14 protein-coding genes are annotated in these 23,011 nt (G+C 64.6%); 6 read left to right on the forward strand and 8 right to left on the reverse strand.

Features of this window, described 5'->3' with window-relative positions:
• Positions 1 to 4 precede the first annotated feature (4 nt).
• Positions 5 to 2,386, forward strand: coding sequence for an ATP-binding protein (locus ACFQS1_RS18795; protein WP_378969882.1), 2,382 nt, complete (start codon positions 5 to 7; stop codon positions 2,384 to 2,386).
• Here ACFQS1_RS18795 and ACFQS1_RS18800 read toward each other — a convergent pair.
• Together ACFQS1_RS18800 and ACFQS1_RS18805 are read right to left on the reverse strand one after the other, a co-directional pair.
• Complete coding sequence (locus tag ACFQS1_RS18800) at positions 2,361 to 3,215, reverse strand: methionyl-tRNA formyltransferase (RefSeq protein ID WP_378969884.1); 855 nt, start codon at positions 3,213 to 3,215, stop codon at positions 2,361 to 2,363. The two genes, ACFQS1_RS18795 and ACFQS1_RS18800, sit on opposite strands and share 26 nt — an antisense overlap.
• 155 nt (positions 3,216 to 3,370) lie before the next feature.
• The gene (locus tag ACFQS1_RS18805) at positions 3,371 to 5,050 is read right to left on the reverse strand and encodes a DUF6119 family protein (RefSeq protein ID WP_378969887.1); all 1,680 of its coding nucleotides are present in this window, start codon (positions 5,048 to 5,050) and stop codon (positions 3,371 to 3,373) included.
• Between the two features lie 241 nt (positions 5,051 to 5,291).
• On the opposite strand from ACFQS1_RS18805, the gene ACFQS1_RS18810 reads away from it, so the two are divergent.
• The 4 genes from ACFQS1_RS18810 to ACFQS1_RS18825 are packed head-to-tail and all read left to right on the forward strand — an operon-like array spanning position 5,292 to position 13,217.
• Positions 5,292 to 7,157, forward strand: a complete 1,866-nt coding sequence (locus ACFQS1_RS18810; protein WP_378969889.1) for a hypothetical protein — start codon at positions 5,292 to 5,294, stop codon at positions 7,155 to 7,157.
• Between the two features lie 2 nt (positions 7,158 to 7,159).
• Complete coding sequence (locus tag ACFQS1_RS18815) at positions 7,160 to 8,785, forward strand: class I SAM-dependent DNA methyltransferase (RefSeq protein ID WP_378969891.1); 1,626 nt, start codon at positions 7,160 to 7,162, stop codon at positions 8,783 to 8,785.
• 4 nt (positions 8,786 to 8,789) lie between these two features.
• Positions 8,790 to 10,016, forward strand: coding sequence for a restriction endonuclease subunit S (locus ACFQS1_RS18820; protein ID WP_378969893.1), 1,227 nt, complete (start codon positions 8,790 to 8,792; stop codon positions 10,014 to 10,016).
• A gap of 6 nt (positions 10,017 to 10,022) precedes the next feature.
• Positions 10,023 to 13,217, forward strand: a complete 3,195-nt coding sequence (locus ACFQS1_RS18825) for a type I restriction endonuclease subunit R (protein ID WP_465263211.1) — start codon at positions 10,023 to 10,025, stop codon at positions 13,215 to 13,217.
• A 128-nt stretch (positions 13,218 to 13,345) separates the two neighbouring features.
• On the opposite strand, the gene ACFQS1_RS18830 is transcribed toward ACFQS1_RS18825, so the two are convergent.
• Together ACFQS1_RS18830 and ACFQS1_RS18835 are read right to left on the reverse strand one after the other, a co-directional pair.
• Complete coding sequence (locus tag ACFQS1_RS18830) at positions 13,346 to 14,728, reverse strand: hypothetical protein (protein ID WP_378969896.1); 1,383 nt, start codon at positions 14,726 to 14,728, stop codon at positions 13,346 to 13,348.
• A gap of 83 nt (positions 14,729 to 14,811) precedes the next feature.
• The gene (locus tag ACFQS1_RS18835; protein WP_378969898.1) at positions 14,812 to 18,534 is read right to left on the reverse strand and encodes a hypothetical protein; all 3,723 of its coding nucleotides are present in this window, start codon (positions 18,532 to 18,534) and stop codon (positions 14,812 to 14,814) included.
• Positions 18,535 to 18,754: 220 nt separating this feature from the next.
• Here ACFQS1_RS18835 and ACFQS1_RS18840 point away from each other — a divergent pair, with 220 nt between their 5' ends.
• Positions 18,755 to 19,966 carry an ISAs1 family transposase gene (locus ACFQS1_RS18840; RefSeq protein WP_378969901.1) on the forward strand — a complete coding sequence of 404 codons (1,212 nt, stop codon included), beginning with the start codon at positions 18,755 to 18,757 and terminating at the stop codon, positions 19,964 to 19,966.
• A gap of 733 nt (positions 19,967 to 20,699) precedes the next feature.
• Here the strand turns inward: ACFQS1_RS18840 and ACFQS1_RS18845 are convergent.
• From ACFQS1_RS18845 to ACFQS1_RS18860, 4 genes are all read right to left on the reverse strand, one after another.
• Positions 20,700 to 21,032 carry an SEC-C metal-binding domain-containing protein gene (locus ACFQS1_RS18845; RefSeq protein ID WP_378969903.1) on the reverse strand — a complete coding sequence of 111 codons (333 nt, stop codon included), beginning with the start codon at positions 21,030 to 21,032 and terminating at the stop codon, positions 20,700 to 20,702.
• A 106-nt stretch (positions 21,033 to 21,138) separates the two neighbouring features.
• Positions 21,139 to 21,474, reverse strand: coding sequence for an XRE family transcriptional regulator (locus ACFQS1_RS18850; protein WP_378969906.1), 336 nt, complete (start codon positions 21,472 to 21,474; stop codon positions 21,139 to 21,141).
• A complete protein-coding gene (locus ACFQS1_RS18855; RefSeq protein WP_378969918.1) occupies positions 21,471 to 21,848 on the reverse strand; it encodes a type II toxin-antitoxin system RelE/ParE family toxin in 378 nt (125 codons plus the stop codon). Before ACFQS1_RS18855 ends, ACFQS1_RS18850 begins: the two co-directional genes overlap by 4 nt.
• A gap of 384 nt (positions 21,849 to 22,232) precedes the next feature.
• The gene (locus ACFQS1_RS18860) at positions 22,233 to 22,847 is read right to left on the reverse strand and encodes a transposase (protein ID WP_378969908.1); all 615 of its coding nucleotides are present in this window, start codon (positions 22,845 to 22,847) and stop codon (positions 22,233 to 22,235) included.
• Positions 22,848 to 23,011 lie beyond the last annotated feature (164 nt).

Here is a 23,011-nt window from a genome sequence, read left to right on the forward strand (position 1 = left end):
GGCGATGCCCATCGGCGACCCCGGAGACGGCGGCGACGTGTCGCGCCAGGTCAATCGCCTGACCGCGACCGGAACCGGCAATATCGTCCAAGCCCGCGATGTCCACGGCGGAGTGCACTTCCACCGCGATGAGGCCGCCTTCGCGGTGACGCCGTCGCAGCTGCCGGGCGACGTGCGCGGCTTCGTCAACCGCCACGCCGAACTCGCCACCCTCACCAGCGTGGCCGCCGACCAGCACGACGACCCCCACGCCGCCGCCGTCACCGTCATCACCGGCACCGCCGGAGTAGGCAAGACCTCGCTGGCGCTGCACTGGGCGCACCAGGTCCGTGACCGCTTTCCCGACGGCCAGCTCTACGTCAACCTGCGCGGCTACGACCCCGGTCCACCCGCCAACACCGACGAAGTCCTCGACCGGTTCCTGCGCGACCTCGGCGTCCCGGCCACGGCAATACCAGTTCGCCTGGACGACCGGGCCGCGCTGTACCGCTCGCTGCTGGCCACCCGGCGCATGCTGGTCGTCCTGGACAACGCCGCTACCACCGGTCAGATCCGGCCGCTGCTGCCCGGAACCGCCAACTGCCTGGTCGTGGTGACCAGCCGCAGCCGACTGTCCGGGCTGGTCGCCCGCGACGGCGCGTACCGGCTCGGCCTCGACATCCTGCTGGAAGACGACGCCGTCGCCCTGCTGGGGAACGTTACGGCCCGCTACCGCGGACACGATCAACATCGGGAACTGGTCGAGCTGGCCCGGCTCTGCGCACGCCTACCCCTCGCGCTGCGGATCGCCGCCGAGCGGGCCGCCAGCCGACCGATGATGCGGCTCGAAGAACTGATCGCCGACCTGCGCGACGAGTCAGGGCTGTGGGACGCCCTGACCGCCGAGGACGACGACGCCGACGCCGTCCGGACGGTGTTCGCCTGGTCCTACCGGGCCCTGCCGGAGCCCGCGGCCCGGCTGTTCCGGCTGCTCGGCCTGCACCCCGGCAACGAGTTCGGCCTGCCCGCCGCCGCTGCGCTCGCCGGGCTCAGCGTCCCGCACGCACGACAGCAACTCGATGTCCTCGTCGGCGCGCACCTGCTGGAGCAGCCGGCGCCCGGCCGGTATGAATTCCACGACCTGCTCCGCGCGTACGCCGTCGACCAGGCCCACCACCTGGAAACCCCTGAAGCCCAGAACGACGTTCGCCGGCGCATCCTCACCTGGTACCTGTACAGCACCGACGCCGCCGCTGCCCGCATCACCGCCTACGACCGATATGAGCTCACCTCGCCGATCACCGGTGACGTGGTACCGCTCGCCTTCGACAGCCACGAGACCGCGCTGCGCTGGTACCAGACCGAAAGCCGCAACCTCGTCGCCGCGGTCCGGGCTGCGGCCGAAGGTGGCCTGCACTCGATTGCCTGGCGGCTCGCCGCTGTCCTGCGCGGCATCTACATCCACCAGAACGCCTTCGACGACTGGCTCGCCACCAGCACGATCGGCGTCGAATCCGCCGGCCACGACGGCGATCGGACAGGGCAGGCCGAAGCGCTGGAAAGCCTCGGCCGCGCGTACTTCCAGTCCCGCCGCCTCGACGACGCCGAGACCAGCCACCGCGCCGCGTTGGACATCCGGCAAAGCCTCGGCGACCGGTTCGGCGAAGCAGTCTCCCTCAACACGCTGGGCCTGATCGGCCTGCGCCGCCGGCGACTCGATGACGCCCGCTCCTACTTCGAACAGGCCGGAGCGATCTTCCATGGCCTCGGCGACCGGCGCTGGGAAGCACTCATCCGCAGCAACCTCGCCGAGACCCTCTGCGAGGTCCAACAATCCCAGGCAGCAGCCGCCATCCTGACCGACGCCCTGACCGTGTTCCAGGAACTCGGCGACCCCGCCAGCGAGGGCAATGCGCTGTTCCACCTCAGCTGGGCTCAGCGAGAACTCGGCAATCTCGCAGCCGCCCGCGCCCACATCGACCGGGCGCTTCGCATTGCCGAAGACAACGAAAATGAGGTGTGGCAGGCGCACTGGCTCGTCGAACTCGGCACCGTGCAACGCGCCGCCGGTCAACCCGCCGACGCACTGGTGTCCTACCAGCGGGCCGCCGTCATCCAGCGGCAACTCGGCGACCGCAGCCGGGAAGCCATCGCCCTCGACGGCGCCGGACAGGCATACGAAGCCCTCGGCCGCGTCGAGGACGCCGTCGACTTCTACCGCACGGCCGCCGCCGTACACCGCGACCTGGGCGACCGCTGGAACCTGGCCCGGACCCTGCACCACCTCGGCCGCGCCGCCGGCGACACCAACGCGTGGCAGCAGGCCCGCGACCTGCTCGCCGACTTCGACGACCCCCGGGCCGCAGCACTGTACCGCCTCCTCAACGAGGCACTACGGGATCCGTAGCCGGCTCCGACTCCACGATCCAAATCGGCGCGTCCGCGCACTCGACCCGGATACCGTCAACCGGCTCCAACCGGGTACGCGACACCGCCAACCAGCGGCCGCCCACCTGGGCAACCGGCGCGTGGTCGCGGCCCATGAACGCGAACATCCGCACTTGGTTGTGGATCTCACGCGCCGGACGCGACCAATCCACCACCGAGAACTCCGGCTCGATGAACCCCGCCGACGACGCACCCGAATCGTCCTGCGGGATGCCGGGACTCTCACTCGCGACCATGCACAGGGCGGTGACGACCAAGTCGCGGATGACCGGCCGGATCCTTGGCCACAGCCGTTGCGGAGTGACGTCCTCGTCGAGCGGAATCCCACCACGCTGAACCAGGACCGGGCCGGTGTCGAACCGCTCATCCATGCGATGGATCGTCACGCCGATCTCCGGATCACCGTTACGGATAGCCCACAAGACCGGGGCTGGTCCTCGGTAACGGGGAAGCAGCGACGTGTGGATGTTCACCACGCCGAACCGGGGCGTGCCCAGCACCGAGGCCGGGAGCTTCCAGTTGAAGCCGTACACCACCAAGAGATCCACCCGATATCCGGCCAGCGCGCTCGCCAGCCCCTCGGCCGTACCCGGCAGCAACAGATCTAGTCCGGGCGGGAGTGCCTCAACGATCTCACCAGCCGTCGCGGCAGCGTGCGCATCCGTGCCGGTGTTCGGCTTCATCGAACGGCAATACAAATACGCGACAGGAACGTGACCGGCGTCGAGGCATGCCGTACGGAGCAGGGCGAACTCCTCGACCCCGAACGTTGCGAGCGCTACGCGCATTACTCACCTCCCAAAGATGGTGCGAGCCAATCTCTTGCCACAGGAGCGCCGCGCCCCTGCCTGTGTCCCGTCCGTCCACGATTGGCTGAGGGCACGCGTGACCTCGTCCCACGGCGGCCCTCGCCGGGTGTGGTGGCCAATGGATGCAGGCGTGGTCATGAGACTACGGGGATGGAAATGACCTCCACCTCGACATTCGCACCGCGCAGGCGCCGCGCGGCGCGGTAGAGCGCGACCTGGGAAAAGGTGAAGAGGGTCTTCGGGCTGAGCTGCCTGCCGGACGCGAGAGCGATCGCGTAGATCACCTTGCGCGGCCGGAAGGTCTCGTCGATGTGGTGGTCGGGGTGGTCGGCGTGCACGCGGCCGGCCAGCTTCTCGCGTGCGTCAGGCTCGTGGAGCAGAGCGTCGGCGGAGACTTCGCCCTGCGTGAACAGGTGGCTCAGCGGTGCCGACTTGGCGGCGCGCTTGACGTGGATCAGCTCGTCGTTCGGGCCGAGCAGATCGCACGCTTCGATCCCCGGTCCGCGGTTGTGCTGCTTGGTGTGGAGGGTCTTCTTGTCGAGCAGCACGAAGCCGGGGTGGGTCTCGGCGACGTGCTTGTTGTAGGCGTCCTCGTCTTCCAGGTCACGGGTCCAGGGCGGGAGCGCGAGCGTCGCCGGCTGGGCCAGGATCACTTCGATCTCGGCGTTGAGCAGAGCGAGGTGCTGTTCGCCGATCTGGTACCACTGCCCCTCCTGGTAGATCATGCGCGCTGCGCCCTGGGGAACTTCGGCGGTTATCCACAGGTGTGCTTTGGCCGGTGGCGCGAGCGGCTCGTCGCCGCTCCGGTCGGCGCACAGCTCGATAGAGCCGTGTTTCAAAGTGTTCAGGCGCCTCCCGTCGCCCTTCCCGCGTACGCGTCCTATCGCTGCCTCAAGATCGAGGTCAAGGTGGAGCCATTTCCGGTAGGGCATCCTGACCAGGTACGAGTCGGCGAGTGGCTCCAGTTCGACGAGTGATGTAGGGACGGCGAGACCCACGTCTGGGTGGTCCTCGATACCGAGCATTTCGTCGAGGCGTTTGTCCAACTCGGCAGTTCGCTCGCCAGACGGCAGGGGTCGGATCTGCGCGATGAACTCGAGTTCCGGAGACGGCGATTCACCGGTACAGGTCCGGCCGATCTCTCGCAGATCGGCGAGCAGGCCGACCGGGTCCGTGCTGACCGGTATCTGTAGCGAGTCGGCGCCGGCGAAGGAGACCCGGCGGGCGCTACCACGAGTGACGGTCAGCCGTTCGTTGGCCAGTACACCGCTGAGCTGCCTGACGATCTCGCCCCAGCCTTCGATGTCGTAGCGGCGGATGGGCTGCCCGCCGGGTACAAGATTGCGGTCGACGCGGCCGGTGGAGGCGAGCACCCGGCGGGTGACTCGCTGGATCCGGTCGGGCTCGATCGCCCGGAGCGCGAATTGGATGCCGAAGCCTGGATCGATCCGGTCTGCGGCGATGAAGAATCGCCCGAGTGTGCCATAGGTGAGGGCGTAGACCTGGTCGTCGAGGCGTACAAGCAGCGCACCTCCGGCGCTGCTGTATGCGACGGCCACCGCTTCACCAGTCAGAGCAGTGATGATCGGACACCAGTCGGCGGACGACTGCGGCACGTGGCCATGGATGAGGAGAGCAGGAGCGCCGGCGACCTCGGTCTCGATTGGGACGAAACCGTTCTTGCGCAGGTACTTGTGGTTCAGCCCGGTTCGGAGACCACAGGCTTCCGTGTCGGTGATCCCAGTAAGGCGATAGACGGTGGTGCGGTAGGTGCTGGCCTTGTCGTCGGCCGAATCGCGTGCGGTGTTGACCATGACCCTTGACCCCCAGATTGGTGAGTTCTCCGCGCTTGGACTCGGTTCGCGGCCGAGAAGCACGGCGATGTGATCGTCCTGAAGACGGTGATCACTGCCCGGTTGGGCGTTTCCAGAAGAGCAAGCGACCGGGCCTCGCACCAATAATGTTTACTGGTAAGCGGGGTTATCAGCCTTGACAGGTCGCATCTGAGGTTCCCCTCGTTAGAGTCTGCGAGATCGACGGGTGAGAGGAGGCGTCATGGCTACAGGTGAACCGACGCTGACGTTGCGCGATATCGCCCAGATCGCTGGCGTGCAACGCGCCGTTGTCAGCACATGGCGTCGCCGTCCTCGCGCTCGTGGCCAGCATCTACCTTTCCCGGCTGCGGTGTCGTCATCGGATACCTACGAGCGGTTCTCGCGTGACGAGGTTGTCGCGTGGCTGGAGTCAACCGGCCGCGGGAAGAACGCCGATCATCGTCTCGACGCACCGGCCCTCAGCGTCCCGCCTGGCGCGACGCTGGAGGATCTGGTCACGTTGCTCTGTTTGCGCACGAGCGTTGAAGACGACCTCGATGCAGCCCGGCTGGAGGAAGTAGCCGGCCGCATCGACCCTTACGACAAGTTTCTGTTGTCCGAATCGCGGCGGTTAACCGTGACCGATGACGTTCTTAGGTTCGTCGAGGAGTTGATCGAGGCGTCGTTCGGGCCGGCGGAGGCGTTGGGCCGGCTTGAGGTGGGACCGGCCGGGCGGGCTGTCGGCAGCCGCGAACTCGTCGATCGCGGAACGGAACTGCTCCACGCTGTGGCGGAGACGGCCGCACTCTATCTCGGCGGCAAAGCTGTGCCGGTCGCCTTCTCCGGAGGCCCACCGAGCCTCGCGCTCACCCTCGCCTCCGACTCTGGCCGCCTCATCGTGCCCGGCAGCAGCCCGTCCGATCGAGTTCTGCGCCGCCGAGCTCTCCTGCACGGCATTGACATCTTCGACCACGACGGCGGTCCCCTGCTGCGTGTCCTGTCATTACCTGGCACTGACAGTGAGCGGGCCCTCAGCGCAGTTGATGACCTCTTGTTGGAGCTGGCACCCCACGAGGTCGCCCTGGTGATCTCCTCGGCCGGCAAGCTGTGCGATCGGCTGCAAGGTGAGGACGAGCGGCGGCGGTCCGCCCTGCTCCGTCCGCGCCAGTTGACGGCAGCACTCCGCCTGCCCCGTGGCCTATGGAAGCAAGCTCACCGTCAGGCGCTCGGAGTGTGGGTATGCGAGGGTGGCCGCAGTACGGACCGTCCCCCGATGGCTGGCGACCTGGGGGCGTACCCGGCGAATGAGCTGGTGGCCGACGACCTCGCCGCCGATGTCTTCGCGGCGCTGTCGGCCGGCGACGGACGCGCATATCGCTATCTACGTCCGGTTGATCTGCCGGCCATCCTCGCAGGTGCACCGGTGGTGCCGCCAGGAACTCGCGCGCTGCGATGGGGGACTGCCCCGGGCGACCATCTGACCCGGGTGCGCGCGGCGGCGCTAATCACCGCGACACCGCTCGACCCCTTCGACGTGCTGGTGTCGGCGTCCCACGGCGCAGTCCTGCTACGTCAACGGTCGCTGGCCGAACTGCATGAGCTGGGCGCGGTGAGGGTGCACCGTCGCACCCGGATCGACCGTAACCATGGCGATCCGAACGGGACGGTCGCGGTGCTGACTGCGGACGGCACGATGGACGACGTCTTGATGGACCCGTTCGACGCTGAGCGGCTCTACCCGCGAGCCCACCGCACGGAAGCCGGTGATGTCGTGTTCCTTGACGGCGCGAAGCCGCAGGCTCGGGTGGATGTGCGCGGCGGCTCGCTGGTCGCCTCCCCGTCCCGGATCCTGAGGCTTGCGGCCACTGCTGGGATCGGGTCGTATTCTCTCGCAGCCCTCATCAATCACCGGATGCCGCCAGGCGAGTGGCAGACCTGGAACATCCCATTTCTGGAGCCGGGCGACGCTGCGTCGCTGGAATCGGCGCTAGCAGAGGCGAGCAACCACGACGCCGGGCTCCGTCGACACCAGGACGCCCTGCACGATCTTGTCACCGCCCTCGTCGACGGCGTTGCCGCCGGCGCTGTAATAGTGGAAGGAACCTGAGCATGCCCCCACGCAAGAAGACGGAGCCATCGGCTCCGTCGACCATGAAAGAACTGAAGGACACCTTGTGGCAAGCAGCCGACCGGCTGCGGGGGTCGCTGTCGGCAAACCAGTACAAGGACGTGATCCTCGGCCTGGTCTTCCTCAAGTACGTGTCAGACGCCTACGACGAGCGCCGCGAACAGATCCGCACCGAACTCAGCGCCGAGGGCATGGACGCCGAGCAGATCGACGAGCTGATCGATGACCCGGAGGAGTACCAGGGATACGGCGTCTTCGTCGTTCCGGCCGCCGCGCAGTGGACCTTCCTCGCCGAGAATGCCAAGGGCATGCCCGGGATCGGCGATGAGCCACCGAGGACCATCGGCCAACTCGTCGACGACGCCATGAGCGCCGTGATGGCTGCCAACCCAGCGCTCGCCGGCACGTTGCCGCGCCTCTACAACAAGGACAATATTGACCAGCGCCGTCTCGGTGAACTGATCGACCTGTTCAACAACGCCCGCTTCAGCCGCCAAGGCGAGCATCGCGCTCGCGACCTGATGGGCGAGGTATATGAGTACTTTCTCGGCAACTTCGCCCGCGCCGAAGGCAAGCGCGGCGGCGAGTTCTTCACCCCGCCTAGCGTGGTCAAGGTCCTCGTCGAGGTGCTGGAGCCCTCTAGCGGCCGGGTGTACGACCCATGCTGTGGCTCAGGCGGCATGTTCGTCCAAACCGAGAAGTTCATCCACGACCACAACGGTGACCCGAAGGACATCGCCATCTACGGCCAGGAAAGTCTGGAAGAGACGTGGCGGATGGCAAAGATGAACCTAGCAATCCACGGCATCGACAACTCCGGCCTCGGGGCGCGGTGGGGCGACACGTTCGCCCGCGACCAGCACGCGGACGTCCAGATGGACTACGTGATGGCCAACCCGCCGTTCAACATCAAGCACTGGACTCGGCGCGAGGATGACCCCCGCTGGGTGTACGGCGTGCCGCCGGCTAACAATGCCAATTACGCCTGGCTTCAGCACATCATCTCGAAACTCAAGCCCGGCGGCAGCGCTGGCGTAGTGATGGCAAACGGATCGATGGCGGCGAACTCCAATGGCGAGGGGCACATCCGCGCCCGGCTCGTCGAGGCCGATCTGGTGTCGTGCATGGTCGCACTGCCCACGCAGCTGTTCCGCAGCACAGGTATCCCGGTCTGCGTATGGTTCCTCTCCAAAGACAAGGCACCTGGCAAAAACGGCGAGGTAGATCGGCGCGGCGAGGTGCTCTTCATCGACGCACGCGAACTTGGATACATGGTGGACCGGGCTGAGCGCGTGCTGACCGACGAAGACATAGCCAAGATCGCGGACACCTACCACGCCTGGCGCGGAACCGACTCAGCCACACGTCAGAGCTCTACCTACCAGGACGCTCCTGGTTTCTGTAAGTCCGCCAGCCTCGAGCAGGTCAAGGAGGCGGACTATGCCCTCACGCCGAGTCGATACATCGGCGGAGTCGCAGCCGAGGAAGATGATGAACCGATCGATGATAAAATCGCTCGACTTTCGAAGCAGCTTTTGGAGACCTTTAGCAAATCGACGTCATTTGAAAAGGTAGTCCATGAGCAGTTGGAGCGTCTCCGTGGTTAAGGCAATGACGATAAAGCAGCTTAGTGAGGTCGGAGCTCTTACTTATGGAGACGGCTACCGCACGAAGCGCTCCGAGCACGGCCAGCCGGGCTATCGGATCCTCCGAGTAGCCGACGTCTCCGACGGAGGCGTCACCCTGGACGGCGAGGACCACGTACATAAGGAATTTCAAACGAATATCGGTCCGAAGCTGAGTCAGCCCGGCGACATTCTGCTGACCACAAAAGGAACGGTTGGTCGAGTCGCAATCTACCCCCCGCAGGCCGAGCAAGTAGTCTACAGCCCCCAGTTGTGCTATTTCCGAATAATTGACCCGGAGATCGTATCTCCTCGCTATTTGTCGTACTGGTTCAAGTCTGAAGCATTCAGTCGTCAGGCGCTTCAGCGGGCAAATAGCACGGACATGGCAGCCTATATCAACCTGCGCGACATCGGATCGCTCGAGATCCAGCTCCCGAGCATTATCGAGCAACGGGCAGCTGCGGATATCCTCGGCGCACTCGACGACAAGATGCTTGCCAATGAAGAGGCTATATCGAACATACGAGACCTATGTGAAGCTCACTTTTTCAAGGCCCTAACCATCGATCCAGGCAAGCCATGCACCCTGGGTAAGCTGGCCGACCTTCAAGCCATTACATTCAGTGACGGGTATCGCACGAATCGGTCGGAACATGGAACCCCCGGGATCCGCATTCTCCGTGCTGGAGATGTACGCGGATTCCGCTCCTTCCCGGATGGGACGGACTATGTTTCAGAGGAATACATGGGCCGCATTGGCGCGAAACTATCGCGAGCCCACGACATTGTGTTGACCACAAAGGGAACTGTGGGAAGGGTTGCAGTCATTCCTTCAAATATGGAAACTGTCGTTTACAGCCCACAGCTCTGCTACTTCCGCGTAACAGATGAAAGTTTGGTCAATTTCGGCTTCATGGTTGGATGGTTTAGCTCCCGGAACCTGAAGGACCAACTGTCCGCAGTAATGAACAAAACCGATATGGCGCCGTACGTGAATCTTCAGGACATCCGCTCCCTTCGTGTCCCCATTCCCGATATATCAGTGCAGCGGGCGGTGGGGTCGTTTCAACGGTCCATGCTCGATTTCATGCACTCCCTGTCTGAAGAGAACGACGTTCTCGCGCGCACCCGGGACGAGCTTTTGCCATTCCTAATGTCAGGACGCTTCAAAGTGCGAGATGCCAAGAAGATTGCGGAGGAGGTGGCCTGAATCGTGATGCGGTCTGGGGTTAGCGAGGCCCAGTGGGAGGTTATCGCGTTGGAGGCGTTAGCCGAACGGGAGTGGGAGCACCAACCGGGCACGGCGATCGCGCCAGGCACCAAGGACGGCCGTACGTCCTGGGCCGACATTGTGCTGCCAAACCGTACTCTGACAGCGATGCGCAAGCTGAACCCGCAGGTCCCGGTCAACTATCTCGTGCAGGCAGTGGCCGAAATCTTGGAGCCGACGTCGCAGGATGCCATCTCTGAGAACTTCCGTTTGCATCAGATCCTGACTAAAGGCTACCGAGCTATCAGTTACACCGACGCGGACGGCGTCGAGCAGAACCCGACGATCCGGCTTGTAAGTCACAAGCCGTGGGAGAACGATTTCCTGGCCGTCAGCCAGGTGGCGATCCGCTCGATGGAGGTGGACCGGCGGTTCGACATCGTGCTCTACCTCAACGGCCTTCCGGTTGCGATCGTCGAGTTAAAAAAGGCTGCTGGGGCCAAGGCTAACCTAGCTGCCGCACACGCCCAGCTAGCCACCTACCTGCGCGAGTTCCCAATGGCGTTCCGCTTCACGGTCGTAAACGTGATCAGCGACGGCATCACCGCCCGCTACGGCACACCGTTTACTCTGCTGAACCATTACTCTCCGTGGAACGTAGACGACGATGGCAAACCGCTACGGCCCGGGGACAATGCGGATGACGCCCACCTGGGCGTCGAGCTGGAACTACTCATCGACGGGGTCTTCAACACCGAACGATTCTTGCAGCTACAGCGCAACTTCACCGCATTCGATGGCGGCGCCGATGGGTACGCCAAGCGGATCGCCAAGCCGCACCAGTATTTCGCAGTCACCAAGGCGGTTGGCGCGACCGTGGACGCGGTAAACAAGGACGGCCGCGCGGGCGTGGTGTGGCATACGCAGGGCTCCGGCAAGTCCATGGAGATGGAGCTGTACGTCCACCTCGCCGGCCAACAGCCCCAGCTACGCAATCCGACGTTCGTCGTGGTTACGGACCGCAAGGAGCTCGACGGCCAGCTGTTCGAGGCTTTCGATCGATCACTGCTCCTAGCGGAGGACCCGCAGGCGGTAAGCAGCCGTGCCCGACTTCGCGACGAGCTAACTCAGCGTGCCACGGGAGGCATCCTGTTCACGACGCTGCAGAAATTCAGTCGTACAAAGGAAGAGCGGGAGGCAGGTCCGGACCATCCACTGCTGTCGGATCGACGCAACGTCATCGTGATCGCCGACGAGGCTCACCGGAGCCACTACGACGACCTCGATGGGTATGCCAAGTACATCCGTGATGCCCTGCCGAACGCCTCCTTCATCGCCTTCACCGGCACACCGATCTCATTCGACGACCGCAACACTCAGGACGTCTTCGGGCCAGTAATCGACACCTACGACCTGACCCGAGCGGTTGAGGACGGCGCCACCGTACCGGTGTTCTTCGAGCCCCGGCTCATCAAGGTCGGGCTGACGAGCGGCGTCAGCGAGGACGACCTCGACCGGGCCGCCGATGAGGCCACCGTCGGTCTCGACGAGGTCGAACGAGCCCGGATCGAGAAGTCGGTTGCCGTCATCAACGCCGTCTACGGCGCACCCGACCGGCTCCGGGCGCTCGCCGAGGACCTCGTCGCGCACTGGAAGAACCGTTCGGCACAGATGGTCAAGTTCATCGGCTCGCCCGGCAAGGCGCTCATCGTCGGGGGAACCAGGGAGATCTGCGCGAACCTGTACGAGGAGATCGTGAAGCTGCGGCCTGGCTGGCACAGCAAGGCCCTCGACCGGGGCACAGTCAAGGTGGTCTACTCCGGGACCGCTCAGGACGAGCCGCCTGTCTCCCGGCACGTGCGGCGGTCCGCGGAGAACAAGACTATCCAGAAGCGGCTGCGCGACCCCGATGACGAGCTACAGCTGGTGATCGTCAAGGACATGATGCTGACTGGCTTCGACTCGCCGCCGCTGCACACCCTCTACTTGGATCGGCCGCTCAAGGGCGCCTTGTTAATGCAGACCCTGGCGCGCGTCAACCGGACTTTCCGCGGCAAGCCCGACGGCCTTCTTGTCGCGTACGCGCCGCTGGTCGACAACCTCACCAAAGCGCTCGCTGAGTACACCGAGGATGACCAAGCCGGCGAGCCCGTCGGCAAGAACGTTGATGAGGCCGTGGCGCTGACCGCCACCTTGCTAGACCTGCTCGACCAGGCGTGTGCCGGCTACGACTGGCGCTCCCGCCTGGACGGCGGCGCCAAGAGCTGGATCAAGGCTGCGGTTGGGTTGACCAACCACCTGCGCTCACCGCTGACACCGGGCAACCAGGTGTCGGAGGGAGAGGAGAGCCTCGCCGACCGGTATCGAAAGCTGGCGAACCAATTGGCTCGGGCTTGGACGCTGGCGTCCGGCAACGACACCTTCGATGACCTGCGGCGCCGCGACGCTGTGTTCTATGAAGAGGTCCGGGTATGGATGGCCAAGTTCGACGCCCAGGAACGCCAGGCAGCCGGCAAACCTGTGCCGGAGGAGATCCAGCGCATGCTGTCGGCGCTGGTAGCGTCGTCGACCACATCAGGCGAGATCGTCGACATCTACGAGGCTGCAGGCATCCCCAAGCCGAGTCTCGCCGACCTCAACATCGAGTTCGAGGCCAGGGCGAAGGCGGCGAGTAACCCGCACCTTGCCATTGAGGCGCTGCGCTCGTTGCTCCTTGAGGAGTCCACTCGGGCGACACGGCACAACCTGATCCGCCAACGAGCATTCTCGGAGCGGCTCGCCGAATTGATGCGCAAGTACACCAACCAGCAGCTCACCTCCGCCGAGGTCATCGCCGAACTCGTCGCGCTCGCCAAAGAAGTCGCAGCCGAAGGCGACCGGGGCTCACACTTCACCCCACCGCTGTCCAACGACGAACTGGCCTTCTACGACGCGGTTAGCGCCAACGAATCCGCCGTGCAACTGCAGGGCGAGGACGTACTCGCCCAGATCGCCCGCGACCTCGTCGGCATCATGCAGCGCGACGTCAAGACCGACTGGACGGTACGCGATGACGTTCGTGCCAAACTGCGATCCTCGATCAAGCGTTTGTTGGTCAGATACAAGTACCCACCGGACAAGCAGCCCGAGGCCATCCGACTCGTCATCGAGCAAATGGAGACGATGGCACCACACTACGCAACCCCGCAGACCGCTACTTGATCTCCTGGTCTCGGTCGCGTGTCATCCGATATGAGGGCGACGGTAGGGGCTGTCAACGTTCGTGGCGGTCCCGCAAGTGCAGCAGAATATGCGTCAGTGCGTGGGCGGCGATCAGGAACGCGAAGTCATTAGTGGATTGAGTCAAGCTGGGCATCATCATGCTGAGCCGCGTCGGTGTCAACGGGATGAGCAGACGAGCTAATGGAAGGCTGGCTCGCATCCGCGGGCCGCTGTTGAAGGCGAGAAAGCCAGGGTTTGTCGGGCAATTCTGTGGGGCAGGGCAAACCCAGCTTTTGTCGGACTACCACGAGCAGATACACGTACCGCTCTAGGTCGGCGTAGGTGGCGACTGAGCATACCCAAGCAGCGAGATCACCCTTGTCCTTGCCAAGCGGCACAATTCGCCATCGGCCTAGCCGCCAATGGCGCTCCTCGGCGGACAGGTCAGGGCGTTCCTGGTAGTAGCGGCTCAATAGTTCGACGGGCAGCAGGTCCTCGATCTCCACCAATGCGCCTTCGTCTCCGCGGTCCAGTGGGTCGAACTTCGGGAGTAGTTGGTAACGCTTGAGATCGTGCTTGCGCGCGATGTCCATCGCGGCTGAACCGGGAGGGTCCCGGTCGAACAGGCCGATGCCGGCTATGCCGTCACGCCGGAGGTCGAGAAGGCGGTCTACGACAGCGCTGCCGCCACCAGTGCGGCCGGTAGGCGACTCAATCTGAAGCCCGTCGAGCAGAGTCCACCCCTGTTCCTCCGTGGCGAGTTCGGCGGCGCGCCTCAGGTACATTTCGTCGGTCTCGCCCTCGACCACAAGGATGGCGTCGGTAGGTGCGACGGCCGACTGCTCCGTCTGTTCCCTGAACAGACGGAGTAGGTGCGGCATGAAGTCACCCGAAGTGATCTTCCGGTTGAAGTGACCTCCAGCCAAGTCTCCGCTGGTCTCCAGCAGCTCCGCCATGCTCGTCAAAATGGCTTCAATGGACCACGCGCCTCTGGCATACGTGCCTTGAAGCACTACCTCCGTGAAGGACTCGTCGCAGGCATCCGCAAGCGGCGGCATCGACATCCGACTCCAAATCATGGCGGCGACGAGTAGCAGGTCATCAGGCCGCCTATCCAGATGCGGAACCCGGAGGTAGTGATCATATTCTCCATCAAGGGCCGAGGAGGTCTCACTCCCAACCTTGGTGGCGGTTAAGAATATGCCGCGGCACTTTCGCCGGTTCGCGACGAGTTGGTGCAACGTTGATGCCTGAAGCTTGTCGCAGTCGTCCACCACCACGATGGCGTCGAGTTTTCCCAGGCTGAGCTGCTTCATTACCAGGCCTACTGGTTGGTCGGCCTGGATCTGCTCGTACGGGACTTCCCACTCAGCGAAAGCCGCCAATGCCGCAGCTATAAGAGTCGATTTCCCGCCGCCGGTCGGCGTTTGTACGAGCACGGACCGTGAGTCGCCTCGGCCGAGATCGTTGATTAGGTCGCACGCTTGAGCGAGTTCCGTGCTGGCCGCCACGACCTGGACGGGAACACCGCTCGTGCCGAAGTCGCGCCGCCAGCCGGCGGTCTCCCGAAATCGCTGCGCCCATTCTGCCTGTCTCATCGACCTGGCGGCCGTTTCGGCGGCATTGCGGCCGGCGATGGCCGACCGGGTGAGGACGTGGCTGGAACGGGATGGACTGGATTGCCCATTCCACCAGGCCCACTACCGCTGGCGGGTGCTGCTGGAAGACGTTTTGTCGAGGTCCGCTGGTCCCAGGGGAGCAAGCCGCGGTAGTTAATGCCGACGAAGATCGGAATCTCCATGCCGACTTGGAGGTCGACCGCAGGTCCAAGGAACGCGAGTGAAATCCGGATCTCAGCTAGCAGTTCTGGCATGTAGCAGATCCAGACGTCGCCTTGGCGGCGCCGGGCTACCGCACGGTACGTCTTCGGGGCACCGTCATCGCCGGAGAGGACTGCTAAGCACCCCACTCGACGCCGACTACCTGCTGAGTTGGCATCGAGTATCGCGAGCTGGCTGAGGGCCGCGTGTGGCTCGGAGAGCTGGAGCAGCGCCCATGCCAGGCAAAAGGTAACGAATGCGCTGTGCTCTTCCTCGGAGAAGAGAAGCCGAGCACGAAGGATCCGGCTCCATTGTTCCCATTCCTCGCGGGTGCAAGCGGCGTATACAGGATCGGCGCCGCCGACTCGGCCACCGGGAAGGTGCGCGTCCATCCAAAGACGATGGGCAAGTCCCATAGCCGCCTGGCTACGCCACACGTCCTCGTGCACGGTTAGGAGGCGATTCAGGCCCCTTTGTGCGACGGCTGGCGACTGTGCCTGGCGCGTTCTAGGGTCGTAGACCTGGGTTCTGATGATCTGGCAGTAGCCAGAGAAGTCGCCCGCCTGCCGCATCTCCTCGGCAAGCTTAACGCTGACCGTATGCAGCCCCTCCAACTCGGCCAACTCGATACGGCGGCTCGTGAATCGCTGAACCTGGCGGGGCTCCAGCGGCTCCTCCACGGCGGCGTCCAGGATGTTGGCCATCTGCTCGATGAAAGTTACCCGCTCGACGTCCGAGAGCACTGGGCTCTGGTTGACAACATCTCGAAGCGTCCAGAAGTTGACGTCTAGCGGAAAGAAGCTGGTTTGGCCGAGGGCACGGGTACGCCCGACGTAGAGGTTTACTAGTTCTAGCTCGTCATTGATCGCCATGCGGAGGGTCAGCACCTCTGGAGACTCAGGTGCAGTCTCGTGCAGCTGCTGTAGGCGGCGCAGTTGGGCGCCAATTTTGTATCCGTGCGTCGCGGCTCGCGTAGTAAGAAGGTTGTTCAGCTCGAGGTTCCGGGTATCTGTCGCGCGGCGGGCCTGGAGCACCTCCTCGGCTTGTTCCAGGACCTCGACTGCGTCGCCGATATGGCGCATTGAGGCGTCGTAGTCGGCATCACGGTTGGCCAACAGTCGCAAGGCCTGCGCCTCAAGGAGCAGCAGCTTGGGTATACGCACTTGGAGGCCGCTTCGAATCTGCTCAAGCATCTGCGCCAGCCTCTCGATGCTGGCTGGACTCGAGTAGACGTCGGCGTAAGCCCCGCGGGGACCGACCAGACGAAGGATCTCGGTGCAGTAATCCTGATCAGGGTCGTCGCCCGGGTAGTTGCCCTGGCTCCATTGAATAGCGTCAACAAGGCGCTCAAGGAGTCGCATCTGGTCCGGTGGCGACGGTCGTACGATTCCCAATGCAAGTCGAGCGAGTTCGTTGTGATCGGTGTCCAGCACGAGGATTCCGTGTTCGTCCACGGTCTCGTCCATGAGCTCAGAGTCGCCCAAACGGCGACTGAACGCGGCGTACTGCCGGATAAAGTCCGTACCAAAGGTTCGCAGCAGGAGGTCGACGGGGATCGGCCGCTGAAGCCGTGCGCAAAGCAAAGCAAGATCCAGAGCACTGCGGGTTTCTTCGCTGTGCGCGAAGGGCGAAGTGGTCACGTCTTTGCCACGGTCAAAGTCGATGCCAGGGAAGAGCTCGCTTGCTACGGCTCTTAGCTGTTCACGAAGTTTGCTGTCGCCCGCAGATTCGCTGTCTTCCTCGGTCGCCCGTCCGCTGATGTCGAGAGCACGGGCCAACCGGTCGTATGCCTCTCCTATCCTCAGCCGGATATTGCCCTGGACGTCCGGCAGTAGACGATAGAGCAGGAGCAGGAAGTATGGGTCGCCAATGACCGAAGCGGTGAGTCCGTCGGTTATCTGGCCGTGATCAGCGAGATACTCCTTGAACTCCGTGATTTCCTTCGCCGACAACCGGCGCTCCATCGGGATCGACTTATAGTCTGGATCCCGGTCGCCGGTAGACCTCGGATCTTCGTCCGGGCTGAACAGCCCCGGACTGTGCCGGGCAGTCCCCACCACCACCGCGTTGCGCCCTGCGGCGGCGAGCGCCTCGGAGAGCTGGACGTACTCGGCATTGTCAATTTCGTCGGTAAGCACGGCCACACCTGGTGCCCCGCGGGACTGCAGAAGGCGGCAGACCCGCTCGATTGCCTCGACCTTCAGCCGGCCAGCTGTGGGGGCGACATAGAGAACGACGTGGCCGCGCTTGCGCAGATGCACCGCTAGCCAATGAATGATGCGACTCTTGCCTGAGGCAGGCGGACCAGTCAACAAGATCGGACGGCGCGAATAGTTGACCGTGTACTGTTCCGTTGTGTCGATCGGGTTTACCGAGCCGATTTCGGTGAGCGCGGCCTCGACCTCTTCCGTCAGGTGCTCGCTGACTTTGCGCGTGTATAGAAAACCCCGGACAATTGCCGTCCAGTTGGGCGGACGCTGTGTTCCTCGGAGGAACTGGCGGAACTCAGCCCGCATCTCATCCGGGGAGAGGGGCGGCGGGACGGCGGTCGCCGCGTCGTCGAGAACGATTACCGACTGTGCCACGCTTCGCCATTCTTGGGCGGTCAAGACGATGTGTTTGCTCTCGGCGGGCCGACCGAACGAAATGATGTGGTCATCGGGCGAGAGCGCGGTCTCCCGCGCCTCTGCGAGCCTGCGCCCCGCGTCTGTCGTGGCGTTCTCCCGGAGGAAACCGGACAGGGAGCCTTCGTGGAGGATGAGAGCGTCGCCGAAGCTGGCGAAGTCGGAGCGTTTTACCGCCCTCTCGCCACCGAGGAACCAGTGGACCGATCCCGCCGGGAGAGCGCTACACACGAGCTCTAGCAGGTCGAGCGGGATCCAATCATCGTCGCCGACACCTTCGACGACCACCATCCCGGTCGCTGCGAGGAACGGGAGCTGTTGCAGGACCGGGGCCACGTCGAACGCGCGTCGCTGCCGTAGCGCCGTAGCGGTCAGCGGAGGCAGGTGGGACGGCACCTGCTCATCGGTCGAGCCGAAGAGCCGGATGACAGTGAGCAAAGCCGGGTTGACAGAGGCCGACAAGGATCTCGCCTGAGAGGGAAACAGCACTCGCAGCCGCCGGCCGGAGTCGCTGCCGACCTGATTGAACGCTTCAAGCGGTAGCGGATCAACGGCAGAGGTAACCGCAATGCTCCATGGGCAACGCGCGATTTCAAGTAGGTCTTCGCCAGGCCGGTGTCGACTGAACGCTCGGCGAACTTCGTCGATCCGGCTAGGAGTCTCCAGCTCCTGCAGTTGCTCTTGCAGTGTTTGCCGCTCCGCTGCCCCCGAGAGGACTGCAACGTCGCGGATAAGTTCGTCGACAAGGCCAGTGCTGTGTCGCTGGCCGAGGACGAGCACAACACGACCCGCCGCGATTGCCGCTTGAAGAGCATCGGCAGCGCCTGCGTCGCTGCCAGGATTGTCTTCTGTGCTGCTCGAAATGCTGTTCACGGGCCCGTCCGCTCGACGCTCGACACTCGACACCATAGCCGAAGCGGCCTGTTGGTGGGTGCCTTCCGCAGCAGGGCCATTGCGTAGTCGGGCGGCGAGTCGTTGAGCAGTGAGTTTGTAGCGTGAGCGGCCTCTGCGGAGGGGTAAGAAGCGGGTGAGGCCGCATCGGTGATCATGGAGTTGCGACGCTTCACGACTCCGAGGAAGACCCCACCCGCCGATGGCATCATCTCTCATCACCGCACTGACCGTTACGACACCCCACACCATCACGAAGCCAAGGCTGATCACTGACGGTGAACAGAGCGGTCTGCTGGACGTGTTGACGAAGGTTCCTGACCCGCGTGACCCGCGCGGGATCCGTTACCCGTTGTCCGCGGTCCTTGCTGTCGCGGTCTGCGCGGTCATGGCCGGCGCGTCCTCGTTCGCGGCGATCACCGATTGGCTGCATGACCTCGACGGATCCGCCCGGGTCCGGCTGGGGTTCGGCGACGGTGTGCCTGCCGGCACGACGATGTGGCGGCTGCTGATCCGGCTGGACCCGGCCCTGTTGACCAGCGTCCTCGCCGGCTGGTTGCAGTCCAGGACCCGCCAGTCAGTCCCGGCTCCGCGCCGCTACCGGCGGGTGATCGCGGTCGACGGCAAAACCCTGCGGGGCGCCCGCCTGGGCGACGGCCGTCAAGTTCATCTGCTGTCCGCCCTCGATACCACTACCGGGCTCGTGATCGCCCAGGTCATCGTGGACACGAAGTCGAACGAGATCACGTCGTTCGCGCCGCTGCTCGACGCCGTGGAGAAGGTGCTCGGCACCCTGACCGGGGTGCTGTTCACCGCTGACGCCCTGCACACCCAGACCGGGCACGCCGACGAGGTCATTGCCCGCCACGCACACCTGCTGGTGCAGGTGAAAGGCAACCGGCCGACCCTGTTCAAGCAGCTCAAGCAGCTTCCCTGGGCACAGATCCCGGTCGGGGATCGCACCCGCGAGCGTGGTCACGGCCGCCGTGAGACCCGCACCCTCAAAGCCGTCACCGTCCGCACGCCCGGCGGTATCGCTTTCCCGCACGCGCAGCAGGCCGTCCGGGTTACCCGCACCCGCATCGTCGCTGGTAAAACCAGCCGCGAGGCGGCTTATCTGACCGTGTCACTGCCCGCCGGGCAAGCCCTGCCCCGCGACCTGCAGACCTGGATCCGCCACCACTGGCACATCGAAAACCGCCTCCATCACGTCCGCGACGTAACGTTCCGTGAAGACCTGCACCAAGCCCGGACCGGCAACGGACCCGCGATCATCGCGACACTGCGTAACACCGCGATCGGCTGGCACCGGATCACCGGCGCCACCAACATCGCCCGCGCCACCCGCCAAGCCAACCGCCGATCACACGACCTAATCACCGCCGTGACCAGCAGTTACCCGACAACGCAATGACCCTGCCTTCCGCAGCGAGCGGACCTGATGTACGAGCTTGCGTCGAATGCGCCCCGTACGGTCCGGCTTTCGCCGCTAGAGCCGTCTGCCCACGGTGCGCGGGCCACCTACACAGAACTCCCGATTGCACCCATGATCGTTACCTGCCCGGCGCTCAGCTCGTCCTTATGCGCCTTGAGCTGGTCAAATACGCTGACAGCGGTTGCCGGGGCTGGTGGCGGGCGGGTCGCACATGGCGTATCTACCTACACCCTTCCGCCTTCGGATTCCTCGCGAACTGCGCCCTGGCCCCGACCCCAGAAGCTCAGTAGTGGTCGTGCCTCGGATGGCTTACGCAGCGTAATCATCGCCCACGTGCGACTCGCTGCGACAGTCCGGCACAAGTCTTTCGATCACATACAGCAATCAGCTCGGAGTCACCGACTTGACCTGCGCAAACGCATCGGCAACGGGTCGCCGATGATCGTCGCCGGCTGGTTCGCATGGTGATGCCTCCGGCCCACCGAAACGGATACCCAGGCGGAGGGCAGTCGTACTCCCTGGCGGACGGGTGTCGTCTACAGGTGTGCCCAGGTACCGGCGATGTCAGCGGACATCGTTCGACGTGGTCAAGTGGTCACCGACGACGCGCTTGACAGGCGGATTTCCTGCGATGGGGTCGAGGACTCCTCTCCACATGGTCCGCGTCGGTGCCCCGGCCGGCGCAGGACGCGGTTGAGGCGACGGCCGCTGCTCAGCTAAGGCTGCCCAGTCCGTGCGGGCGGTAGCATTGCTTATATCGGCGTCCTGATCCGCACCAGCAACTCGCCGACCGGTTCGGCGGCCAGGCCACCATGACGGCTTCCGCGTCACGTACGTCGGGGTAGGCGCGCAGATCGTCCGCGCTGGGTGTGGTGATGCCACGATGTTCGAGGAAGATCTCGAAGTCCGGAAGATTGCCGGGCACAAGGTTGACCGCGAAGCCTTGCCGGTCGGCGTACGCACAGTTCTGCTCGACCTGACGGCGATGTTCAGCCCAGGGCGCACCCACCACCTCGGCGGCCAGGTGTGGCCAACGGGTGACCAAACGCGTGATATTGCGGCTCGGGCCAGAAAACGGACATCACGGCAGTCGTGTAGTCGTACTGGTGATCCGATCCGGCGGGCGACCACGCCTGCGTGTTCATGATCGATCAGGCGACCAGGTAGGTGGAGTCGTCGAACTCGGCGGTCACCTTGAGCCGCCCGCCGAGGGCTTCGACATAGGCTCGGAGAACGGAGATCGAGACGGTGTCGAGGTTGCCGCGCTCGACGTCGGACACCCGCGGCCCGGACACGCCCATGGCGTCGGCGACCTCGCGCTGGGTCAGAGATCGGTTGCGGCGGACCTCGGCCAGACGGAAGGCGCGGATCTCATCGTCGAGACGGCGCTGCCCGGCGGCCCGCTCGGCGTCGTCGCGGATGTGGTGCCCAGCCGCGCGGCGGGCCTCCTCGGCACGGCGCTTGGCTTCGTCCCAGGTGACGGTCATTCGTAGCTCCTCGTTTCCAGTTCGGCCAGGTGCGCGTCGTAGCGGTCGTCGGCCAACGGGATCGCGGTGTTGTACCAGCCGCGCCAATTGCCGGACTTGTCGCCGGCGACCAGCAGAACCGCCCGACGGACGGGGTCGAATGCGAAGAGCACGCGGATCTCGCTGGAGCCGGTGGAGCCTGGCCGGAGCTCCTTCATGTTGTGGTGGCGTGACCCGTGGATCCGGTCCACCAACGGGCGGCCGAGCGCTGGTCCCTCGACGGCGAGCCGGTCGATCGCATCTTCGATGAGATCGGCACTGCCCGGGTCGTTCTTGGTCAGGTCGACGAACCAATCGGCCACTTCCTCGACCAGCAGGATCTGCCACGCACCCATACCGGCCAGCTTAACCCACAGGTTAAGGCGCAGCCAGGACCCGTCGGTGCTGTAACCCCGCTGACCAGGCCCGGCGCCCAGATCTCCGGGCTCGACGAACACCCGGACGTCCACGCCCGGATCAATCCGCGCGAATCGGTCATCCTCGCGCACCGCGGCCGCACTTACCGCCGCCGACATCCGCGAACTGCTCGATTAGGCGCTAAGTAACATCCAGCTCACAGGCGCGCCAAACAGCCCGCCGTGCTCGACCTGACGCCGAGACGGAGAAGGGCCGGTTGATCAGCCCGACGTTCGAGGCCGAGCCGTTCGCACTGACCCGAAAATCGGTCCGCTAGTGGGCAGGCGGTAGCACCCGGCGGAGCCGGGTTGGGTGAGGGCTGTTCAGGCTGCTTGGTCGGTGTCGGCGATGTGGGCTTTGCCGGCACGGATGAGGATGGTCTGGCCGGTGACGGCTTCCAGGGCGGCGGCGAGCTGGCGGGCTCGCCGGTCGCGGTTGATCAGGGTGTCGTGGTAGGTCGGGCCGAGGTCCTGGTAGGTGGCGTCGGGGTCGGACAGCAGGTGGTAGACGCTGGTCAGAAGCGAGTTGCCGGCGGCGACCATGGCTTTGCCTTTGCCGCGGCGGCGGGCCACTCGCCGGTAGCGGGCGCCCAGGAATGTCTGGGTGCGAGTCAGCGCGCCGATCGCGTTACCGATCGTCGCGCCCAGCCACGGGTTGCCTTTCGTGCGGCCCTTCGGTTTGGTCTTGCCGGCCGATTCGTGGGTGGTCGGGCAGAACTTGGCCCAGGACACCAGATGCCCGGCGGTCGGGAATCGGGTCATGTCGACACCGAGTTCAGCGATCAGTTCCGCGGCGGTGAAGCGGCCCACGCAGGGAATCGTGGTGAGTTGCTCCACCTGACGGCAGAAAGGGACGACCAGCTCCTCGATGTTGCGTTCCAGGGTGGTGATCTGATCGGTGAGCCGGTCGATGTTGTCCAGCATCATCCTCAGCAGCATCGCGTGATGCTCGGTGAAGAACCCGGTCAGTGCCTCCGAGCCTGTCAGGATGTCTGTGTAACCATCCTTTGTCCTCTTAGGTCAGTGTAGCCGCAATGCGGCCGGGAAATGCGATTTCGAACGCGCCGAGGGCGGATTTCCACCCGTGCGTGGTGGCGCCTTCG

Origin of the sequence: Paractinoplanes rhizophilus (assembly GCF_042664765.1) — a bacterium.
GTDB lineage: Bacteria > Actinomycetota > Actinomycetes > Mycobacteriales > Micromonosporaceae > Actinoplanes > Actinoplanes rhizophilus.